This window comes from Curtobacterium sp. NPDC088465, from assembly GCF_044753165.1.
In the GTDB taxonomy this organism is placed as follows: Bacteria; Actinomycetota; Actinomycetes; order Actinomycetales; family Microbacteriaceae; genus Curtobacterium.
In genome coordinates, this window is the sequence record NZ_JBIVMR010000001.1 from 154,087 (window position 1) to 174,211 (window position 20,125).

General features: G+C 71.0%; 15 protein-coding genes and 2 tRNA genes. 3 read left to right on the forward strand and 14 right to left on the reverse strand.

Going from position 1 to position 20,125, the window contains the following annotated elements:
* Nucleotides 1–174: 174 nt before the first annotated feature.
* Both ACIP6W_RS00680 and ACIP6W_RS00685 read left to right on the forward strand, forming a co-directional pair.
* Nucleotides 175–897: a YcnI family protein gene (locus tag ACIP6W_RS00680; protein WP_251154786.1), complete on the forward strand. Its 723-nt coding sequence runs from the start codon at nt 175–177 to the stop codon at nt 895–897.
* A 65-nt stretch (nt 898–962) separates the two neighbouring features.
* Nucleotides 963–1,586 (forward strand): copper resistance CopC family protein, encoded by a 624-nt coding sequence (locus tag ACIP6W_RS00685; RefSeq protein ID WP_066653127.1) that lies wholly within the window; start codon nt 963–965, stop codon nt 1,584–1,586.
* A 112-nt stretch (nt 1,587–1,698) separates the two neighbouring features.
* Here ACIP6W_RS00685 and ACIP6W_RS00690 read toward each other — a convergent pair whose 3' ends face one another.
* The 5 genes from ACIP6W_RS00690 to ACIP6W_RS00710 all read right to left on the reverse strand — a co-directional run bounded on the left by ACIP6W_RS00690 (nt 1,699) and on the right by ACIP6W_RS00710 (nt 5,003).
* Nucleotides 1,699–2,358: an ATP-dependent Clp protease proteolytic subunit gene (locus tag ACIP6W_RS00690; RefSeq protein ID WP_066653125.1), complete on the reverse strand. Its 660-nt coding sequence runs from the start codon at nt 2,356–2,358 to the stop codon at nt 1,699–1,701.
* A 26-nt stretch (nt 2,359–2,384) separates the two neighbouring features.
* Entirely contained in the window at nt 2,385–3,011 is a 627-nt protein-coding gene (locus ACIP6W_RS00695; protein ID WP_066653123.1) for an ATP-dependent Clp protease proteolytic subunit, read from the reverse strand.
* A 158-nt stretch (nt 3,012–3,169) separates the two neighbouring features.
* Nucleotides 3,170–4,513: a trigger factor gene (tig, locus tag ACIP6W_RS00700; RefSeq protein ID WP_066653120.1), complete on the reverse strand. Its 1,344-nt coding sequence runs from the start codon at nt 4,511–4,513 to the stop codon at nt 3,170–3,172.
* A 36-nt stretch (nt 4,514–4,549) separates the two neighbouring features.
* Nucleotides 4,550–4,626, reverse strand: a tRNA-Pro gene (locus ACIP6W_RS00705).
* A gap of 53 nt (nt 4,627–4,679) precedes the next feature.
* The gene (locus ACIP6W_RS00710; protein WP_209683452.1) at nt 4,680–5,003 is read right to left on the reverse strand and encodes a hypothetical protein; all 324 of its coding nucleotides are present in this window, start codon (nt 5,001–5,003) and stop codon (nt 4,680–4,682) included.
* A 55-nt stretch (nt 5,004–5,058) separates the two neighbouring features.
* On the opposite strand from ACIP6W_RS00710, the gene ACIP6W_RS00715 reads away from it, so the two are divergent.
* Nucleotides 5,059–5,132 (forward strand) — tRNA-Gly (locus ACIP6W_RS00715).
* Between the two features lie 75 nt (nt 5,133–5,207).
* Here ACIP6W_RS00715 and ACIP6W_RS00720 read toward each other — a convergent pair.
* The 9 genes from ACIP6W_RS00720 to ACIP6W_RS00760 all read right to left on the reverse strand — a co-directional run bounded on the left by ACIP6W_RS00720 (nt 5,208) and on the right by ACIP6W_RS00760 (nt 20,079).
* Complete coding sequence (locus ACIP6W_RS00720; protein WP_400427673.1) at nt 5,208–6,920, reverse strand: glycosyltransferase; 1,713 nt, start codon at nt 6,918–6,920, stop codon at nt 5,208–5,210.
* Nucleotides 6,917–8,083, reverse strand: a complete 1,167-nt coding sequence (locus ACIP6W_RS00725; protein WP_251154781.1) for a hypothetical protein — start codon at nt 8,081–8,083, stop codon at nt 6,917–6,919. The genes ACIP6W_RS00720 and ACIP6W_RS00725 overlap by 4 nt, the downstream gene beginning before the upstream one ends.
* A 137-nt stretch (nt 8,084–8,220) precedes the next feature.
* On the reverse strand, nt 8,221–11,412 hold the full coding sequence (locus tag ACIP6W_RS00730) for a GH92 family glycosyl hydrolase (protein ID WP_400427676.1): 3,192 nt from the start codon (nt 11,410–11,412) through the stop codon (nt 8,221–8,223).
* Between the two features lie 13 nt (nt 11,413–11,425).
* The gene (locus tag ACIP6W_RS00735) at nt 11,426–12,388 is read right to left on the reverse strand and encodes an endo-beta-N-acetylglucosaminidase H (RefSeq protein ID WP_209683458.1); all 963 of its coding nucleotides are present in this window, start codon (nt 12,386–12,388) and stop codon (nt 11,426–11,428) included.
* Between the two features lie 86 nt (nt 12,389–12,474).
* Nucleotides 12,475–15,504 carry an alpha-mannosidase gene (locus tag ACIP6W_RS00740; RefSeq protein WP_400427678.1) on the reverse strand — a complete coding sequence of 1,010 codons (3,030 nt, stop codon included), beginning with the start codon at nt 15,502–15,504 and terminating at the stop codon, nt 12,475–12,477.
* Between the two features lie 66 nt (nt 15,505–15,570).
* The gene (locus tag ACIP6W_RS00745; RefSeq protein WP_400427680.1) at nt 15,571–16,950 is read right to left on the reverse strand and encodes a glycosyl hydrolase; all 1,380 of its coding nucleotides are present in this window, start codon (nt 16,948–16,950) and stop codon (nt 15,571–15,573) included.
* Nucleotides 16,950–17,915 (reverse strand): carbohydrate ABC transporter permease, encoded by a 966-nt coding sequence (locus tag ACIP6W_RS00750; RefSeq protein WP_200884135.1) that lies wholly within the window; start codon nt 17,913–17,915, stop codon nt 16,950–16,952. The genes ACIP6W_RS00745 and ACIP6W_RS00750 overlap by 1 nt, the downstream gene beginning before the upstream one ends.
* Entirely contained in the window at nt 17,912–18,784 is an 873-nt protein-coding gene (locus ACIP6W_RS00755) for a carbohydrate ABC transporter permease (RefSeq protein ID WP_058727596.1), read from the reverse strand. The genes ACIP6W_RS00750 and ACIP6W_RS00755 overlap by 4 nt, the downstream gene beginning before the upstream one ends.
* On the reverse strand, nt 18,784–20,079 hold the full coding sequence (locus tag ACIP6W_RS00760; protein WP_251159823.1) for a sugar ABC transporter substrate-binding protein: 1,296 nt from the start codon (nt 20,077–20,079) through the stop codon (nt 18,784–18,786). The genes ACIP6W_RS00755 and ACIP6W_RS00760 overlap by 1 nt, the downstream gene beginning before the upstream one ends.
* Between the last annotated feature and the right edge of the window lie 46 nt (nt 20,080–20,125).

Sequence of the window (20,125 nt, forward strand, 5' to 3'; positions counted from 1 at the left end):
CGGTGCAGTTCAGCGATGCAGGCTGGTGACCCGCCCGATGTGATCGACTCTAACCGCATCCGGTGACACCCACGGCGACGCCGTCCGGCCTGTCCCCACGCGTTCGCCCAGGGCGTGCACACCTGGTACCGTTGGCACGTTCCTCTACAAGTTGTAGAAAACCGGAAGGACCCCATGACGAAGCGCCTCGCCCTCCTCGGCACCGGAACCCTCGGCGTCACCGCCGCGATCGTCCTCGGCACCGCGGCCGCCGCGAGCGCACACGTCGAGGCGGATGCGACCTCGACGGCGGCGAACTCGTACACGACCGCGACGTTCTCGGTGCCGCACGGCTGCGACGGCTCCCCCACCACGAAGCTCGTCTTCCAGGTGCCCGAGTCCGTCATCGAGGTCACGCCGACCGTCAACCCGAACTGGACGATCACGAAGGCGACCGAGCCCTACACCGCCCCGTCGAGCAGCGCTGCGAGCGACGAGGAGTCCGAGGCCGGCGCCGAGCGCGTCACGAGCGTCACCTACACCGCGAAGACCCCGCTGCCCGCCGACGAGCGCGACACCTTCTCGCTGTCCTTCGCGCTGCCCGACGGCAAGCCGGGCGACCGCGTGGCCTTCCCGGTCGTGCAGACCTGCGAGCAGGGGTCGACCGACTGGGACCAGGTGCAGAAGAGCGGCGAGTCCGAGCCGGAGCACCCCGCGCCGTCGATCGTCCTGACCGCCGCCAGCGCGGCGAGCGGCGACGACGACGACGCGACGACGGCCACCGCGAGCGACACCACGACCACCGCGGCGCAGCCCGACCTGGTCGGTCGCTTCCTCGGCCTCGGCGGCCTGGTGGTCGGGGCCGTCGGCCTGGTCGTCGCCGTCGCCGCCACGCGCCGCCGGGACGCCTCGAAGTGACGCGGACCGCACGGCCGACGCGCGCCCGTCGGTCCCCGGGTGACCGGCGTCCGGTCTGGAGGCCCGTGGCCGCGACCGCCGCGACCCTCGCCGTCGCGGGCGGTGCGGTCCTCGGGCTCGCCGCCCCCGCCAGCGCGCACAACTACCTGGTGTCGTCGACGCCGAAGGTGGGCGGGACGCTCACCGAGCTCCCCGACCGCTTCGACATCACGACGAACGACCGGCTCCTGGCGATCGGCGGGTCGGACTCGGGCTTCGCCTTCCGGGTCATCGGCCCGGACGGTCGCTACCACGAGGACGGCTGCGTCTCCGTGGACGGCCCCTCGATGACCACGAAGGCCGCCCTCGGCGACTCCGGGAAGTACGAGGTCGAGTGGCAGATCGTCTCGGCCGACGGCCACACGGTCTCCGACCGGTACGACTTCACCTGGAAGGCCCCGGCCGGCTTCTCCCCCGACCGCGGCACCGCGACGCCGGCGACCTGCGCCGACGGCAGCGGGGGCGGCTCGGGGGCCGCAGCGTCAAGCGCACCCGACGCCGCATCCGGTGACACCGGCGACTCGAGCGCGACCGACGCCCTGTTCATCGGCGCCGGTGGCATCGTCCTCGCCGGCGTCGTCGTCGCGGTCCTGCTGCTGCTCCGTCGCCGTCCCGCCGCCCCGGCGGCCGACGACCACGACGAGGACTGAACAGCCCCGCAGGCCGGCACCGCGCCTCCAGGCCGGATCCGCATCCTCGACGCCGCACCGGACACGACGAAGGCCCCGCACCGATCGGTGCGGGGCCTTCGAGCGTGCAGCGCTACTTGACGAGCGCCGGCAGGTTCTTGCGGCTCGTGAGGACCTGGTCGATCAGGCCGTACTCGAGTGCCTCTTCCGCGGACATGATCTTGTCGCGCTCGATGTCGTTGTTGACCTGCTCCGGGGTCCGGTTCGAGTGCTTCGACAGCGTCTCCTCGAGCCAGGTGCGCATGCGGAGGATCTCCGCCGCCTGGATCTCGATGTCGGACGCCTGACCGCCACCCTGCTGGACGGCGGGCTGGTGGATGAGCACGCGGGCGTTCGGCAGGGCGAGACGCTTGCCGGGGGTCCCCGCGGCGAGGAGCACCGACGCGGCCGAAGCGGCCTGGCCGAGGCAGACCGTCTGGATCTGCGGACGGATGTACTGCATCGTGTCGTAGATCGCCGTCATCGCGGTGAACGAGCCACCGGGCGAGTTGATGTACATCACGATGTCGCGGTCCGGGTCCATCGACTCGAGCACGAGCAGCTGGGCCATGACGTCGTCGGCGGACGCGTCGTCCACCTGGACGCCGAGGAACACGATGCGGTCCTCGAAGAGCTTCGCGTACGGGTCCTGCCGCTTGAAGCCGTAGGCCGTGCGCTCCTCGAAGCTGGGGAGGATGTAGCGATCGGACGGAGCCGGGACGTTCTGCGCGCCACCGAGCATGGGGAGGTGCATTCTCGTTTCCTTCTCTTCGGTGGTGGTCAGTTGGACTCGGGCTCGGCTGCCGCGGTCGGCGTCTCGCCGTCGCTCACGGTGCCGCCGCCGCCGACGACCTCGACCGACGAGGCACGGAGGTGGTCGACGAAGCCGTACTCCAGGGCCTCCTGCGCCGTGAACCAGTTGTCACGGTCGTTGTCCTTGAGGACCTGCTCGATCGTCTTGCCGGTCTGCTCCGCCGTGAGCTCCGCCATCCGCTGCTTCATGTCGAGGATGACCTTCGCCTGCGTCTGGATGTCGGCAGCGGTGCCGCCGAAGCCACCGGACGGCTGGTGCAGGAGCACGCGGGCGTTCGGGGTGATGTAGCGCTTGCCCGGGGTGCCCGACGAGAGCAGGAACTGCCCCATCGAGGCGGCGAGGCCAATGCCCACGGTGACGATGTCGTTCGGCACGAACTGCATCGTGTCGTAGATCGCCATGCCCGCGGTGATCGAGCCACCGGGCGAGTTGATGTAGAGGTAGATGTCCTTCTCGGGGTCCTCGGCGGCGAGCATCAGCAGCTTCGCTGCGATCTCGTTCGAGTTGTCGTCGCGGACCTCAGAGCCGAGCCACACGATCCGGTCTCTCAGAAGGCGGTCAAAAACACTGGGGTTCAGTGTCGCTTCGGCCATGGAAAAGCTCCCGTTCAGTTGTCGCTTGATGTCGAACTTATCGGGTGCAACGCACCACTTCGCGTCTGTTCGCTCTGGGCGGTCGGATGGTGCCGGGACGACGGACGGGAGGCACGGTGCCAGCTGGCACCGTGCCTCCCGTCCGTCAGCGCGTCGCGTTACTTCGCGTCGGCCTCGGTGACCTCGTCGGCGTCGGCCGACTCGTCGTCAGCCGACTCCTGCGCCACACCGGCGGTGAAGGCGGACAGGTCGACGGCGTCGCCGTTCGTGTCCTTGACGGTGACCTTCGACAGGACGGTCGCGACCGCCTTCGAGCGGGCGACCTCGCCGACCATGCCGGGGATCTGCCCGTTCTGGTCGATCACCTTGATGAACTCGGCCGGCTCCATGCCGTACTGCGACGCCGCCTGGATGAGGTACTGCGTGAGTTCCTCCTGGGAGACCTGGATCTCCTCCTTCTCGGCGATGGCGTCGAGGAGCAGCTGCGAGCGGAAGGCCTTCTCGCTGGACTCGGAGACCTCCTTGCGGTGCTCCTCGTCCTCGAGACGGTTCTCCTGCTCGAGGTGACGGTGCACCTCGTCCTCGATGAGCTGCTCCGAGATCGGGATGTCCACGTCCTCGATGAGCTTCTCGACGAGCTTGTCGCGAGCCGCGGCGCCCTGACCGAAGGTCTTGGACTTCGCGATCTGCTCCTTCAGGTCCGCCTTGAGCTCGTCGATGGTGTCGAACTGGCTGGCGATCTGGGCGAACTCGTCGTCGGCCTCGGGGAGCTCGCGCTCCTTGACGGCGGTGACGGTGACGGCGATCTGCGCGGTCTCGCCCTCGCGGTCGCCACCGACCAGCGTGGACTCGAAGGTGGTCGACTCACCGGCGGTGAGCGACTCGAGCGCCTCGTCGATGCCCTCGAGCAGGTCGCCCGAGCCGATCTCGTAGGAGACGCCGGTGGCCGAGTCGACCTCGTCGTCACCGATGGTGGCGGTCAGGTCGATCTGGGCGAAGTCGCCGGTCTCGGCCGGGCGGTCGACCGTCACGAGCGTGCCGAAGCGGGTGCGCAGGTTCTGCAGCTCCTCCTCGATCTCGTCGTCGGAGACCTCGACGGCGTCGACCGTGAGCTCGTACTGGTCGTACGCGGGGAGGTCGAACTCGGGACGGACGTCGACCTCGAAGGTGAGGACGAGGTCGCCCGAGAAGTCCGCGACGTTCGGGAGCTCGGCGACGTCGGCCTCGGCACGGCCGAGGATGCGCAGCTCCTGCTCCTCCACCGCCTGGCGGTAGAAGGTGTCGATGGCGTCACCGACGGCGTGGTTCAGGACCTCGCCGCGGCCGACGCGCTGGTCGACGATCGCCGGCGGGACCTTGCCCTTGCGGAAGCCGGGGATGTTGATCTGCTCGGCGATGTGCTTGTAGGCGTGGTCGATGCTCGGCTTGAGATCGTCCGGCGTCACGTTCACGGTGAGCTTGACGCGGGTGTCGCTCACCTTGTCGACGGTGCTGGTGGCCAAGGGATGTACTCCTGTTGGTTGACGTTCGAGTGGACCTGGTCGGGGCGACAGGATTCGAACCTGCGACCTCCCGCTCCCAAAGCGGGCGCTCTACCAAGCTGAGCTACGCCCCGTGACTGGGCCAGGTGACCGCGCACGCCCGAGGGCACGCACGACCGCGACGAGTCTAGCGGTCCCCCGCTGCCTGGTTCCCGGGCGGCGTGCCGCGTGTGGACGGTTCCTGCTCGGCGCTGCGCCGCAGGCCCCGTCGCCACCGCACCCCGACGGCGACCTGCACCCCGAGCGCGGCGACCATGAGCGCGACGCCGAGGACGATGCGCCAGACGTGCAGCAGGGCGTGCCAGGGCTGGGCCTGCGGGTCGCCGAAGGCCTCGGGACGGAGCGAGAACACCACGGCGGCGACGGCGAGCAGCGCGAACGAGAGCACCCGGGAGCGCTTGATCCGGCGCGTGTCGGGGCCGTCCGGCTGCGGCAGCACGTTCGATGGCATGTCGGGGGCCGTTCGTCCGCTACGATGGTGGCGCTGCGGACTGGTGCCGCAGTGCGGGGATGTAGCTCAATGGTAGAGCCCCAGTCTTCCAAACTGGCCACGCGGGTTCGATTCCCGTCATCCCCTCCACGTCCTCTTCACGGCTTCCGACCGGCGCTGCGCCGAAACTCGGTTCCCGTCATCCCCTCCACACCGTCGTCGCGATCAGGCGGTCGTCTTCGTCAGGCCGTGCTCGGTCTTCTCCCAGTAGTGCGGCCGGGTGATCAGCTGCCACAGGCCCTTGTACGCGGCGACCGAGTGCAGGATCCAGTACAGCGGGTTGAGGAGCGCCCAGCCCATCAGGTCGAACCGCCCGCGCTTGTACGGCCCCATCATCGTCAGGTAGATCATCGTGGCGTTGCCGAGCAGGAAGTCGAGCACGCAGAGCCACAGCACCGGCGCCGGGAACAGCGGCGCGGTCCAGTCGGCCGGCAGCACGAGCGTCGCGATCGTCACGAGGACGCCGGGCAGCATCCCGAGGAACGTCAGCGGGGTCCCCGCGATGAGCAGGGCGAACGCGGCCGCGCGACGCGGGCCGATCTCGCGGACGAGCGCCCGGGGCCTGCGCGCGTGCACGAGGGCGGTCTGCATGTAGCCCTTGATCCACCGGGAGCGCTGCCGGACGAAGTTCGGGATCGAGGTGTTCGCCTCCTCCATCGTCGTGGAGTTGACGACGGCGACGCGGTACCCGACGGCGGACGCGCGGATGCCGAGGTCGGCGTCCTCGGTCACGTTGTAGGGGTCCCACCCGCCGAGCTCACGGAGCAGCTCGGCGCGGAAGTGGTTCGACGTCCCGCCCAGCGGGATCGGCAGCTGTCGCGCGTCGAGGCCGGCGAGCATGTAGTCGAACCAGTACGAGTACTCGAGCGTGAACATGCGCGTGAGCGCGTTCTCGTCGGCGTTGAAGTAGCTCAGCGCCGCCTGCACGCACACGGTGTCGTCCCCGGCGCGGTCGAAGGTCAGGAACACCTTCTTGAGCTGGTCGGGGTCGGGACGGTCCTCGGCGTCGTAGATGACGACGTACTCCCCCTGCGCGATGGCGAGGCCGACGTTGCAGGCGCGCGGCTTCGTCTGGGGTGACCCCGGCGGGACGATGACGATGCGCATCCAGTCCGGCGGGGCTGCGTCGATGACGGCCTCGCGGGTCTCGTGGTCCTCGGCCTCGACGAGCACCAGGACCTCGAGCCGGTCCTTCGGCCAGTCGAGCACCTCGAGGTTCCGGACGAGGTCGTGCACGATGTTCGCCTCGCGGAACACGGGCACGAGCACGGTGTAGGTCGGCAGGGCGTCGTCGTCCAGGGCGGCGACGTCCTCGGCCGAGACCTGCTCGACCAGGTCGAAGCGGGCCCCGACCATCGACACCCAGAACTTGAAGAGGATCCCGGCCAGGAACCCCAGGGAGAGCACCGCCGTCGCGACCGCGACCGTGCTGCCCGGTGCGAGGACGAGGCACACCGCGAACAGGAGCAGGGCGACCGCACCGCCGACCCGTTGTCCTCGTGAGAGGACGGTCCGTGCGGACAGGGCCGGGTTCGTCCGGGCGAGACCGTGGGCGGCGAGGTCGGCGACCTCCTCCTCGAGCTCGTACGCGATGCGCTGCCGGACGTCCGCCGCGGACGCGCTGCGGAGGACGACGGGTTCGCCGAACTCCTCGGTGAGCGCCGCCCGGAGGACGTCCGGGTCCGACCGACCGCTGGTCAGGACGAGGACGCCCTCGCGGATGCGGGCGGACGCGACCCAGCCCTCCTCGACGTGCCGCTGCACGGAGCACCGGTGCCGCGGTCGCCAGTCGACGTCCTCGCCGCGGTGCCGACCGGTCCCACCGACCACGACGGTCGGCTCGGCGTCCACCGGCGACCGCGCTCCGACGGCGGTCACCGGAGCACCACCGCCACGACGGCGTGCATCCACTCGACGACGACCTGGCGTTCGGAGGCCGCGGCCCACGCGAGCGGGACCTGCAGGACGGCGAGGACGACGACCAGGGTGCTGGTGACCCGGCCGGCGACCGGCGGCAGGATCGCGATCGCGACGCTGAGCATCGTGACGAAGACGTTGCCGGCCGTCGCGACCGGCACGAGCCCGATCGCGTACCCGCCCACGGTGCCGACGAAGAGCGCCGCGACGAGGGCGATCGCGCCGGGCCGGCGCACGAGCAGGGCCAGGGTGGCGCCGGCGACGAGCATCGTCACCAGGAGCAGGCCGTCCGCCGAGGCGAAGAGGTGGCGCAGGCCGTCGAGTCGCTCCTCGGACACGCTGATCGTCCCGCGCAGCGCCGCGAACGGGTCGTGGAGCACCATGAGGTCGAGGACGGCCGTCGAGAGCGCGACGGCGATGCTCGGGAACACCAGGACGAGCACGTTCGCCCGCCGGATGCCGCGCTGGTCGTGCCGTGCCAGGTCGAGCAACGGGGCGGCGAGCGCCGCGATGCCGACGTAGACGAAGCCCATCGGGTCGACCAGCGTGGACAGCATCAGCGCGAGGCCGGCGCGGAACCCCGCCTGCGTGTCCCCCCACGCGAAGAACCGCACCATGTCGACGACGGCCAGGGCGAAGAGGGCGATGCCGAGGAACGCCTGCAGGTCGTCGAGCGCGAGGAAGGCGTACAGCGGGTTGGCGCCGAGCGCGATCGTGAACGCGACGACCTCGCGCATGCGCAGGCCGCGGCGCAGCATGTCCTGCGCGAGGAGCTGGAGCAGCACGCCGGCGACGATCCCGCCGAGCACCGCGGCACCCTGCACACCGAAGGGCATGAAGCGCAGGAGCACCCCGGAGAGCAGCGGCCAGAGCTGCCCGATGGCCGGCACCACGCCGCCGTCGAGCGCGGCCGTCGCCCGGTCGAGCGTCACCTGGTTGCCGGTCAGCCCGATGAGCGGCGTCGTCGTGATGCGCGACGCCACGAGCGCGAGGGCCACGTAGGGCAGCGCGAAGGCGGCGCGGAGCAGCCACCGGACGGCGACGGACGGCAGGGGCCGTAGCGGTGCGGGTGCCGGCACCGCACCGGTCGGCGCCGGGTGCGGGCGGGAGAGCGTGACGGTCATGCGGCTCCTCCGGGTGAAGCACGCAGGGGTGTCCTGCACCGTCCATTCCACCCCGTGTCCCCGGAGCGCGACAGCCCACGAACGGGGTACAAGCCGGTCCCCCTCGTGGCGGACCGACCAGCACCGGGTGCGCCGGGTCAGTGCACGTCGGTCCCGTCCGTGACCGTGCCGTCGGCCGCGATCAGCTGCAGCTGCGTCAGCACCACGGGTGTGGCAGCCTCGAACGCCAACGTCCCGCCGGTCACCCCGCCCGCGAACCGGAAGACCCGGGTCTGCCCGGCCCAGGTGAACGCCGCGTCCCGCTCCTCGACGGCGTGCACCACCGTGCCGTCCGCACTCCGGAGCACCGCACGCCACGAGGCCGTCACCGGCGCTGCCGCGGTCACGGTGTACAGGGACGTCCCGGCCGCGGTGACCGGCACCGACACCGACTGCCCCGCGGTGAGCGCCACCGGGGTCAGTCCGGTGTCGTCGGTCAGGGGCGACGCCCCCACGGGCAGGACGTCGTCGGGGGTGTCCCGGAAGCCGTGCAGCTCGGACGCCGAGACCGGTCGGGTGTCCGCAGCCCACCCCGTCGGGGCCTCCGACAGGGTGACGACGATCCGCTCCGCGGCGGCGACCACCGTGTGCGGGATGCTGATCGACCCCCACATGTCACCGTCGACCGTGACGGACGCGATGAACCGTCCGTCCCCGGCGGTCTCGATGACGGTGGACGCGCCTCCCGGCCGTCGCAGGACCGTCCGCCGGACCGACGGCGGGACGAGCACGTAGGTGCCGGTCGCCGGCGCCAGCGGGTACAGGCCGATCGTGGCGAGGACGTACCAGGCGCTCATCTCGCCGTTGTCCTCGTCGCCCGGGTACCCCTGCCCGAGGTCGGAGCCGACGAAGAGCCGGTCGAGGCACTCGCGGACGATGCGGTGGGCGTCGTCGTGCCGTCCGGTGAACATCGGGAAGAACGGGATGTGGTGCGCCGGCTGGTTCGACAGGCCGAGCATCCCCGTGCGGACGTCGCGCGCCTCGGTCATCTCGTGGATGGCGAACCCGTAGGACCCGGACCGGTCGGTGGCGCCGGTCTCGGGCCGCTGCAGGAACCGCTGGAAGGCGTCGTCGAAGCCGGCCGGTCCACCGTGCAGGTCGACGATCCCGGCGCCGTCGTGCGGCGCGGTGAACATCGTGCCCCAGGCGTTGGTCTCGGTGTAGTCGCTCCCCCACACGTCCGGGTCGAAGTCGTCCCCGGACCGCCAGGCGCCGTCCGGCGTGCGGCCGATGAAGAACCCGCGCTCCCGGTCGAAGACGTTCCGGTAGCGGAGCGAGCGGCGTGCGAACCACTCGTGCTCGGCCCGGTACCGTCGCTCGCCGTCCGCGTCACCGGTGGCCGCGGCTCGCGTGGCCATCGCGTCGGCCAGGACGGCGACGCCCCAGTCGTTGATCGCGGCGTCGAGGGTCCACGACATCCCCTCGTCGGTCGCCGTGTCGACGTACCCGCGGAGGTCACCCGGGAGGCTCCCCTTCCGCCCGACGCGTCGGTCCGGTGACGGGACGGTCGCGTTCCGCACCGCGGACCGGTACGCCTGCTCGACGTCGAAGCCGTCGACACCCTTCGCCACGAGGTCGGCGAGGACGGTGTCGCTCGTCGTGCCGGTCATCACGTCCTCGGCCCCGGGCGCACTCCACCGCGGAGTCCACCCGCCGTCGGTGAAGTGGCCGACGACCCCCTCGGCGAGGTCGGCGGCGGTGTCGGGCGTGAGCAGCGCGAGCAGCGGCCAGGCGGTCCGGTAGGTGTCCCAGAACCCGTTCGTGGTGGTGAGCGGGCCGTCGACGACCTCGGGCCCGGGCTCGTCGCGGATCGGCACGGTCAGCACGCCGCCGTACGGGGAACGGTGTCGCGGGCTCCCGGTCAGCGCGGTCTCCCCCGCCCGGGTCGGGTGGAGGAACGCCCGGTACAGGCCGGAGTACAGCGAGACGAGCTGGTCCGGGGTGGCGCCCTCGACCTGCAGTGTGTCGAGTTCGGCGGTCCAGCGTTCCTCGGCGTGCTGGTACATCGCGTCGAAGTCACCGGCGGCGTCGAGGTTCGCGACCGCGTCCTCGGCGGACACGGTGGAGATGCCGAGGAGCACGTCGGTGTCACCGGCGACCTCGACCCGTCCGCGGAGCTCGCCGTCGACGAACGTCGTCCGGTCGGCGAGGGCGTTCCCGATCCGCACGTGCACGTGGTGCGGCGGCGTCTCGGCCCGGTCGTCGAGCAGGGCGTCGACGACCGCGGTGCCGTCCTCGATGCGGACCGTGCACGAGCGGAGGACGCCGTGGTGGTCGAGGACGATGCTGCGGACGCCGGTGAACCGCCACGCGAGGGCGAACTCCCCGGCGGTCATCTCGGCGGTGACGCCTGCGTCGAGGGTGACCCGGTAGCGGTGCGGGCCGTCGGCCTCGTCGACGTGGTCGAAGCCGAGCGCGCGGGCGGTCCGGTCGAGGTCGGGGTCGGCGAGCGGGGAGGGCATGACCTGGAACACCCCGCGGTCGGCCATCCACGGCGAGGGCAGGTGACTCGTCGCGAACGCCTGGATCGTGGGCCGGTTGTCGCTCCGCCGGTTGTGCTCCTGGTAGGCGTACGGCCACCGGCTGTCGGCAGCGTCGGTCATCGGCAGGCCGAAGACACCTCCGTGCGGGAGCCCGACGAGGGGCGCGGTGTTGCCGCGCGAGAACGTGCCGGACGAGTGGGTGCCACGCGTGGTGCGGACGTGGTCGAGCGGTCGGGCACCCTCCGGCAGGTGGCCGGTCGCGCGCCCGGCGGGTCCGATCCGGACGTCGTCGAGCCAACCGCGGACGGCGGTGCCGGGGTCACCGTCGGGCGCGGGCCGGTCCGCCCGGCCGAGCCGGGCCTCCAGACGGTCCACCGTCCGGCCGACGTGCGCCGACAGGTCGACGGTCCGCCGGTTCCACTGGTCGACCCACTGCTTGCGGGCGTCGTCCTGCGCCTCGGGGGTGACGAGGTCGCCGTACTGGTCGCGGGCGCCGCCCGCGCTGAGTCGGGTGCCGTCGGTGAAGACGACGTCGAGTGCGAACGCCGTGGCGGCCCAGAACCGGTCGAGGTCCGTGGTCGTCGGCTCGGTCCGCCCGTCGGGCAGCGACCGCTCCGGGAACCAGACCCAGGTCAGGACGTCGGTCGGCCCGACGTCGTGACCTCGGTGCCCGTCGAGGACCTGCACGGTCCCCGTCGGGTCGGTCTGCTCGATCGGGGTCGCCTGCTGCGAGACGAACCCGACCCCGTTCCGGGCCGCGACCGCGGTCACGGGGCCGGTCGGGCCGCCACGGCGTTCAGCACTCATCGGTCGGTCGTCCTCACTCGTGGGTCGTGCTCTGGCCGTACAGCACGTTCGTGAACCCGGAGACGTACGAGCTCACGTCGCCGTCGGGCAGGTTGTACGTCATGAAGACGCCGTACCCGTCGGCCTTCGAGCGCTGCGCGAGCGACACCGCCGTCGACTGCGGGGTGTTCTGGATGTCGACCGCCGCCGCCGAGAGCCGGTCCTTGCCGAGCCCCGGGATCGACGGCGCCGAGTACGTGCCGTAGTAGGGGTTCCAGGCGTAGTCGAGCTGGGAACCGATCGCGCTGCTCGACGACGACAGGGCGTCGGACGCCGGGCCGATGTCGTAGAACGAGACGAGCTTGTCGGGCATGTCGGCGCGCAGGGCGCTGACGAGCCAGCCGATCGACTGCTGGTTCGGCTGCGGGGTGCCGTCCGTGCCGTAGTCGGAGTACTCGTCGTCGAGGTCGACCCCGTCGAGGCCGTACTCCGCGACGGTCGCGGAGACCTGTGCCGCGAAGTCCTCGGCGGCGGCCTGCGTCGGGAAGTTCGCGATGCCGGTGCCCTGGTGGTTGCCGAGGATCGACAGCGACACCTTGATGCCCTTCGCCTGCAGCGGCCGGATCTGCGTGGCGGCGTCGTCGAGGGTGCGCTGCACGTTCTCGTTGGCGTACAGCACCGCGTTGCCGTCCGCGTCGCGGTTGATGTTCGCGGCGAAGATGATCGCCACGTCGAAGGCGTTCGCGCCGTTCGCGAGCCGGTAGCGGCCGACGTTCGCGAGCTGGTCGTTGTTGACCTCGACGTAGGCGATGCTCGTCGGGCCGTCCTTCGTGGGGACGTCGTGCGGCTGCTTCCCGTGGCCGACGCCGTGGTACGCGCCGACCCCGTGGGAGAGGCCGGTCGGGGACGGTGCCGCCGACGCTGCGGCCGGCACCATCGGTGCTGCGAGCATCGCGGCGAGCGCCGCCACGATGCCGATCTTCACGGACTGCTTCATGTCACTCCTCATCGAGTGGTGGCCCGGTCGACCGGTGCCGACCGGGGACCGCCGCCGGGGATCCCGAACCCCCGGCGGCGGGGGTCTCAGGCGCGCGGGTAGCGGAAGGTCCGGACCTCGTACGCGTCGACCGGGAAGGCCGCGACACCGTCGGTGAGCGCGGCGACGCCCGGCAGGGCGTCGTCGACCTCCTCGAGCAGCGTCACCTCGACCGGGTCGCCGAAGACGCCGGGCTCGGCCACGGCGATGCCGCCGGTCCCCCGCCGCCCGCTCGGCTCGTACACGCGGACGACCAGGTCGCCCGAGCGGTCGTCGGCGAGCTTGACGCTCGACAGCACGACGTCGCCCGACACCTGCACGAGCGGCTCGAACCCGTGGGCGCCCGTGAGGCGCCGTGCCGGGGCGTTCATCACGATGCCGGCCGCGGTCGCGCCGAGCTGGTCCGTCCCGACGACGATGCCGTACCGGTGGGTCTGCACGCCCTGGTCGGTCTCCGGGTCGGGGAAGCGCGGTGCGCGGAGCAGCGAGAGCCGGACGGTGGTGGTGACGTGGCCGTCGACGGCGTCACGGGTGGTGTCGAAGCCGTGGATGGACGAGTTCACGAGGGCGACCCCGAACCCGGGCTCCTCCACCAGCACGTAGCGGTGCATCGACGTCTCGAACTTCGCGGCCTCCCACGAGGTGTTCGTGTGCGTGACGCGCTTCTGCGCGCCGAACTGCGTCTCGGCGACCGTGTGCTCGGCGCGGACGTCGAGCGGGAACGCCACCTTGAGGAACTTCTCGGTCTCGTGCCAGTCGGTCGTCTGGTCGAACTCGAGCGTGCGGGAACCGGGCGCGAGCACGATCTCCTGCGTGACGGTGGAGTCCCCGAACGAGCGCGACACGACGATGCGCGCGATCCCGGCGGCGTCGACCGATGCGTCGAGCGAGTCGACGGAGACCAGGTCCTCGACCCGGTTCCGGTAGTACCGGTCGACGTCCCACGCGTCCCACATGTTCGGGAAGTCCTGGTGCAGCTGCAGCAGGTTCGCGGCCTGCCCCGGGGCGATCGCGTCGCGTCCGGTGGCCAGGTCGACGGCGCTCGTGACGAGCCCCTGTGCGGTCACGACGATCCGCACCAGGTCGTTGGTGAGCACGTACCCGCCGTCCTGCCGGGCCAGCGAGACCGGCTCCGCGGTGGGCACGTCGGTCGCCGGGAGCGCACCCTGCGCGGGAGCACCGGCCTGGAGGACCGGGGCCGGGTTGACGACGACGGTCTCCGTCCCGGGGCCGGCGAGTGCCGACAGCGCGTCCTCGATGATCGCGGTCAGGGCCGCGGCCGTCTCCGCGTACTTCGCGACCGCCTCGCGGTGCACCCAGGCGATCGAGGTGCCGGGGAGGATGTCGTGGAACTGCTGCAGGAGGACCTGCTGCCAGAGCGCGTCGAGCTCGTCGTACGGGTACACGAACCCGGTGCGTGCCGCGGCGGTCGTGGCCCAGAGCTCGGCCTCGATGAGCAGCTGCTCGCACCGGCGGTTGCCCTGCTTCGTCTGGTGCTGGCTGGTGAGCGTGGCGCGGTGCAGCTCGAGGTACAGCTCCCCCACCCACACCGGCGGGTCCGGCAGCTCCGACTTCGCCCGGTCGAAGAACGCGTCCGGGTGCTCCCACCGGACCTTCGCGCTGCCCTCGAGGTCGGCGAGGCGTTCGGCCGTGCCGGTCATCTCGCGCGTCGTGCCCCCGCCACCGTCACCCCACCCGACCGGGGCGATCGACCCCGTGGCGAGGCGGTTCTCGCGGAACTGGCGGGAGGCCTTCGCGACCTCCTCCCCGGAGAGCCGGGAGTTGTAGGTGTCCATGGACGGGAAGTGCGAGAAGACCCGCGACCCGTCGATGCCCTCCCAGAGGAAGGTGTGGTGCGGGAACTTGTTCACCTGGTTCCACGAGATCTTCTGGGTGAAGAACCACTCGAAGCCCGCGCGGCGCATGAGCTGCGGCAGCGCCGGCGAGTACCCGAAGCTGTCCGGCAGCCAGACGCCCTTCGGCCGGATGCCGAACTCCCGCTCGAAGAACCGCTGTCCCTGCGAGAACTGCCGCACGATGCTCTCGCCCGTCGGCATCACGGTGTCGGACTCGACCCACATGCCGCCGAGCGGCAGGAAACGACCCGCCTCGACCGCGGCCTGCACCCGAGCGTAGACCTCGGGCCGGTGCTCCTTGATCCAGGCGTACTGCTGCGCGCTCGACATGCCGTAGAGGAAGTCGTCGGTCTGGTCGATGAGCTCGGTCATCGTCGAGGTCGTCCTGGCGACCTTCCGGATCGTCTCGCGGACGGGCCACAGCCACGCGGAGTCGATGTGTGCGTGCCCGATCGCCGAGATCGTGTGCGCCGAGGCCTCGGCGGGCGCGGCGAGCACGTCGGCGAGTGCGGCGCGGGCGTCCGCTGCCGTCCCGACGATGTGCTGCAGGTCGAGCCGGTCGAGGGCGTCGTCGAGTGCCTGCAGGATCCGCATCCGCCGCGGGCCGTCGGGCAGCTGGGCCTGGAGTTCGAGGAGGACCTCGAGGTCGAGCGACAGGTGGTGCACCTCGGACGCGAACACCGCGAGGTCCATCCGGCGGCTCGTGTACAGCCGCTTCGACGACGAGGTCTGCACGTCGCCCTCCTGCGTCGGCAGGAAGGGGTGGTAGTCGAGCAGCACCGGGTTCGACGCGGCCTCGACGAAGAGCTCGACGGTCTCGCCGCCCTCGGCCCGCTCGGTGACGAGCACCCACTGGTTCCGCGGGTTGATCGACTTCACCGGCGTGCCGTCGGCCAGGTACACGAGCCCCTCGCACTGGAACCCGGGCATGTTCTCGTCGAAGCCGAGGTCGATCACCGCCTCCACGCGCTGCCCGGCGTACTCCTGCGGGATCGTGCCGGACAGCCGGAACCACGTGGTGCCCCAGGCCGCGCCCCACGGCGTCCCCACCTCGTACGGCGTGAAGTCGAGCTGCAGACCGGCGGCGGGCGGGACCGGCTCACCGGGCAGCTCGTGCCAGGCGGCTCCGAGCGGCACCGCGGTCGCGTGCACCGCGGGCAGGATCCGCTCGTCGAGGACCCGTCGGGCGCGTCCGGTGGTGAGGGGGATGTCGTCGTGCATGGGGTCCTTCCGGGTGGACGGATCGGGGCGTGGTCGGGCGGGGCGGTGGGCCGTGGTGGGCCGGGGTCAGGGCATCGTCGCGGGGTGGGCGATCGACAGCGCGGTGCCGGCGAGGTCGTCCGGCACCTCCACGGTGCTCCTGATGCCCCTGGCCGCGGTGTGCGCGGTGTCGGGCAGCCGGGAACGCAGCACGACCTGGGGTCCGCGGCCGTCCGTGGCGGACTCGGCGCACGCGAGCCACGCGGCCGCGAACCGGCCACCGGGGGCGCAGTCCGCACGCACCCCGTACCGGGGCGAGCCGTCCGGGAGCACGTCGTCCAGCACGACCGCGGTGGTCGGCGGCGCCGCTGAGGCGGGCAGACCGGTCCGGGCCAGGGCGGCGAACGCCTCGCCCGCGGGCTTCAGCCGGCCGTCGTTCGTGAACAGCCCGAGGTCGTACTCGAGCTCCGGGAAGTCGGCGAGCGACCGTGCGACGTCGTGCGAGCACCACCAGGTCACCCCGAGCAGGTCCTGGGCGCCGGCGACGTGCCGGATGGTCCGGTCGGTGAACGCGGCGGCGTCGGCCGGGTCGACGACGTTCGTCGGGGCGCCGACCTCCTGCAGCCAGTTCGGTCGACCGGGCTCACGGTTCCAGGCCGCGGCGAGCTGGAGCAGGTACTCCCCGTGCCGCACCGACCCGGCGCCGAGTGCGCCGTGCAGGGCCGCGGACCCGTTGAACACCCACGAGTGCGTGACCGTCGCGTCGCCGTGGTCCGCCGCGTGGGCCGGACCGAAGGGCTGCGTGTCGTCGTACCAGGCCGCGTCGTACTGCGCGACGGTGACCAGCGGCGCAGGACGCGACCCGGGGGCGGCAGGAGCCGACGAGGCGGACGCGGGTGGTGCCTCCCGGCCGGCGGACGACCCGACCGTGGACCCACCGGACAGCCCGCGCCGCGCCGCCGCGACCATCGCCGCGGCCCACGCGTGTCCCTGTTCCGCGGTGATGTCGTGCGGTGCGGGGTGCGGTGCGTGCGCGAACTGGTTGACCTCGTTGCCGATCGAGATGCCGAGCAGGTTCGGCTTGTCGGCGACCGCCGCGGCGAGTGCCTCGACGTACGCGGCCGTCGACGCGACCACGTCCGGATCGGTGAACATGTTCCGGCGGTGCCAGCTGTCGAGCCACGACGGCACGAAGTCGAAGCTCGACAGGTGCCCCTGCAGCGCGTCGACGTTCACGTCGAGCCCGAAGGAGCCGGCGATGTCGACGACGGTGGCGACGTCGCGCAACGCCGCCTCCCGGATGAGCGTCCGGTTCGGCTGGACGACCGGCCACAGCGGGAAGATCCGCACGTGGTCGGCACCGAGCGAGGCGATCTGCTCCATGTCCCGCGCGGTGTCCGCCGGCGAGAAGTCGAGCCACGAGTGGAACCAGCCGACCGACGGGGTGTGGTTGACACCGAAGCGCATCAGCCCTTCACCCCGCCCTCTTCGACGCCCTTGAAGAAGAAGCGCTGCAGGACGGCGAAGATCACGGCGATCGGGATGAAGGCGATCATGGTGCCTGCGGCGATCATGCGCTGGTCGGTCGCGAACGTGCCCTGCAGGTACTGGAGTCCCACCGTCAGCGTGAGGTTCTCGGGCGACTGCAGCACGATGAGCGGCCAGAGGAAGTCGTCCCACGCACCGATGAACGAGAAGATCGCGATCACCGCGATGGTCCCCTGCACGGCGGGCAGGGAGATGTACCGGAGGCGCTGCATCGCGTTCGCGCCGTCCACCACCGCGGCCTGGTCGATCTCCTCGGGGATCTGCCGGAACGCGTTGAACATGAGCAGCACGTTGAGTGCGGCGATCATGCCCGGCAGCGCGACGCCGACCAGGTTGTCGGCGAGCCCGAGGTCCTTGACCGTGACGAACTGGCTGATGATCGTCGCCTCGCCCGGCAGCACCAGGGTGGCCAGGAAGAGGCCGAGCACGAGCTTCCGGAAGCGCCACTGCAGGCGGGCGAGGGCGAACCCGGCGAGGGTGGCGAACACGATGTTGCCGAACACGTCGATCGCGGCGACGAGCAGCGAGTTGCCGATGTACCGGAAGACCGGGATCGCCGCCGCCACCTTGAGGTAGTTGTCGAACGTCGGCTCGCTCGGGATGAACGACGGGTTCGCGGTGTAGATGTCCTCGCCCGCACCCTTGAGCGAGGTGGAGAACTGCCAGAGGAACGGGCCGATCGTGATGAAGAGGACGACCACGAGCAGGACGTAGCGGACGACCTTCTCACGGGTGGACATGACGCCCCAGACCCGGCGGCGCTTCCGCGGTGTCGGACCGGAGGCGCGTCCGCGTGCCGTCGCGCCGGTCACGTCCGGTGCGGGTGCGGCGACGCCGGCGGCGCCCCCGATCACGGGTTCCGTGGTGCTGGTCGTGTTCGTCACTTGTCCGCCTTGCTGTTCATGCGCGCCAGGGCGAGCATCGGCACCAGCGTCACCACGAAGAGCAGCAGGCTGAGCGCGGACGCGTAGCCGAGGTTGCCGGTGAAGCCGCGGGCGTACTGCTGGATGAGCATGACGAGCGAGTTGTCCTGCCCGCCGGGTCCGCCGGTACCGTTGGTGAGGATGTAGAGCTCGCTGAACACGCGGAGCGCGCTGACGCACACCAGGATGCCGACGAGCGTCATGGTGCCGCGGACACCGGGCATGGTCACGGACCAGAAGCGGCGGACCGACCCGGCACCGTCGAGGGCGGCGGCCTCGTGCAGGTCCTTGCCGACGTTCCCGAGCGCCGCGAGGAAGATGATCATGTAGTAGCCGAGGCCCTTCCAGACCGTCAGGCTGATCGCGCTGATGAGCAGCAGCCATCGGTCGGTGAGGAACGGGATGCCCGCGCCACCGAGCGCCTTCACGATCTCGTTCACCACGCCGCGGTCGTCGAGGATCCACGTCCAGATGAGCCCGACCACGACGGCCGAGGCGATCACGGGCGTGTAGTACGCCGTACGGAAGAACGCGATCCCGGGGAGCTTCTGCTGCACGAGCACCGCGATGAGCAGCGGCAGGACGGTGAGCAGCGGCAGGCAGATCGCCATGTAGATGACGCTGTTGAGCAACGCCTCCCACACCTGCGGGTCGGCGAGCAGGGTCTGGAAGTTGCGGACGCCCACCCACTGGCTCACGCCCCCGAGCGGGCTGGCGTTCGTGAACGACAACCGGACGGTGTTGATCGACGGCCAGAGGCTGAACGCGAGGAGCCAGACGAGTGCCGGCAGGACGAGCAGCCAGGGCGTGAACCAGCGGTTGGCGCGCATCAGCCGTTGGCCAGGAGCGAGTTCATCTTGTCCTGCGCGGTCTGCAGGGCCTTCTCCGGCGAGACCTGCCCCTTCATGGCGAGGGCGATCTGCTGGTCGAGGAAGTCCGTCATCGCGGAGTTCGCCTCGACCGGGTTGAGGACCTTCGCCTCCTTGAGCGCCTCGTTCGCGAGCACGCGGGCCTTGCCGTTCACGGTGCCGTCGTCCTTCGAGAAGTACGGGTCGGCCTGCGACGAGACGGTCGACGGGAAGATGTTCACCTGGTGGGCGAACGCCTCCTGGTTCTTCGCGTTCGTCATGTACTGCGCGAACGCCTCGGCGGTGGCGAGGTGCTTCGACTTGCTGGACACCGACAGGCCCTGCACGTACAGCGGCGGGGTGTCGAGCGCCGGGCTGACGGTGACGTTGCCCGTGAGCGACGGGTTGCTCTTCTCCATGTCGGCGAGCGCGGTCGCACCACCGGTGGTCCAGGCGACCTTGCCCTGGGTGAAGAGCGTCGAGTTGCCGAGGTAGTCGCTGTTGAGGACGTTCGACGGCATGTAGCCGTCCTGGTACGCCGTCCTGTACCGGTCGATCAGGTCGGCGGCCTTCGACGAGTCCGCGAACGTGAACTTCGTCCCGTCCCCGTTGACCACCTTGACGCCGGCGAGCGTGAAGTCACCGAGCCCGGGCTTCCGGCTCATCAGGTAGTCGTCCGGGCAGTTCTCGTGCATGGTCTTCGCCTGCGTGAACAGCTCGTCGGTGGTCTTCGGCGGGTCGTTCGCGTCGAGCCCGCACTTCGCGAACATCGTCGAGTTCCAGTAGTCGACGTCGGTGTTGAGGTACCAGGGGTAGCCGTAGGTGCCGTCGAGTCCCTTGTACTCGTACGAGTCCAACGCGCCGGCGACGTACGTGCTGCTCAGCGTGCTGTCGTCCTTCGAGACGTCCTGCAGGAACCCGCGCTTCGCGAGCGGCAGCGCGATGTCCGGCGGCAGGTTGATGACGTCCGGCAGCGAGTTCGACGACGCCTGGCTGAGCACCTTGTCCGCGTAGCCGTCGCCCGGCTGGTCCTGCAGCTTCACCTTCGCGTCGGGGTGTTCCTGCTCGAAGCCGTCGATGACGCCCTGCAGGTAGTCCGTGTAGGTCGGCGTGAGCGCCCAGGTCTGCAGGGTGATGGTGCCCTCGACCTTGCCGTTCCCTCCGCCGGTCGCGCCGCTGCTGCCGCTCGAGCAGCCGGTCAGGACGAGGGCGGTGGCCGCCGCGGTCGCGAGCAGCGCTGCCGCGCGGCCCCTCGTCGGTCGTGGTGTGGTCCTCATGGCGTTGTGACTCCTTCGTCATCCTGCTCAAGCGGTTCAGCCGTCG

Coding starts and splice junctions, on each gene's coding strand:
- ACIP6W_RS00680 (WP_251154786.1), top strand. CDS start 175: ATGACGAAGCGCCTCGCCCTCCTCGGCACCGGAACCCTCGGCGTCACC.
- ACIP6W_RS00690 (WP_066653125.1), bottom strand. CDS start 2,358: ATGCACCTCCCCATGCTCGGTGGCGCGCAGAACGTCCCGGCTCCGTCC.
- ACIP6W_RS00695 (WP_066653123.1), bottom strand. CDS start 3,011: ATGGCCGAAGCGACACTGAACCCCAGTGTTTTTGACCGCCTTCTGAGA.
- ACIP6W_RS00710 (WP_209683452.1), bottom strand. CDS start 5,003: ATGCCATCGAACGTGCTGCCGCAGCCGGACGGCCCCGACACGCGCCGG.
- ACIP6W_RS00725 (WP_251154781.1), bottom strand. CDS start 8,083: ATGACCGTCACGCTCTCCCGCCCGCACCCGGCGCCGACCGGTGCGGTG.
- ACIP6W_RS00730 (WP_400427676.1), bottom strand. CDS start 11,412: ATGAGTGCTGAACGCCGTGGCGGCCCGACCGGCCCCGTGACCGCGGTC.
- ACIP6W_RS00735 (WP_209683458.1), bottom strand. CDS start 12,388: ATGAAGCAGTCCGTGAAGATCGGCATCGTGGCGGCGCTCGCCGCGATG.
- ACIP6W_RS00740 (WP_400427678.1), bottom strand. CDS start 15,504: ATGCACGACGACATCCCCCTCACCACCGGACGCGCCCGACGGGTCCTC.
- ACIP6W_RS00745 (WP_400427680.1), bottom strand. CDS start 16,950: ATGCGCTTCGGTGTCAACCACACCCCGTCGGTCGGCTGGTTCCACTCG.
- ACIP6W_RS00755 (WP_058727596.1), bottom strand. CDS start 18,784: ATGCGCGCCAACCGCTGGTTCACGCCCTGGCTGCTCGTCCTGCCGGCA.
- ACIP6W_RS00760 (WP_251159823.1), bottom strand. CDS start 20,079: ATGAGGACCACACCACGACCGACGAGGGGCCGCGCGGCAGCGCTGCTC.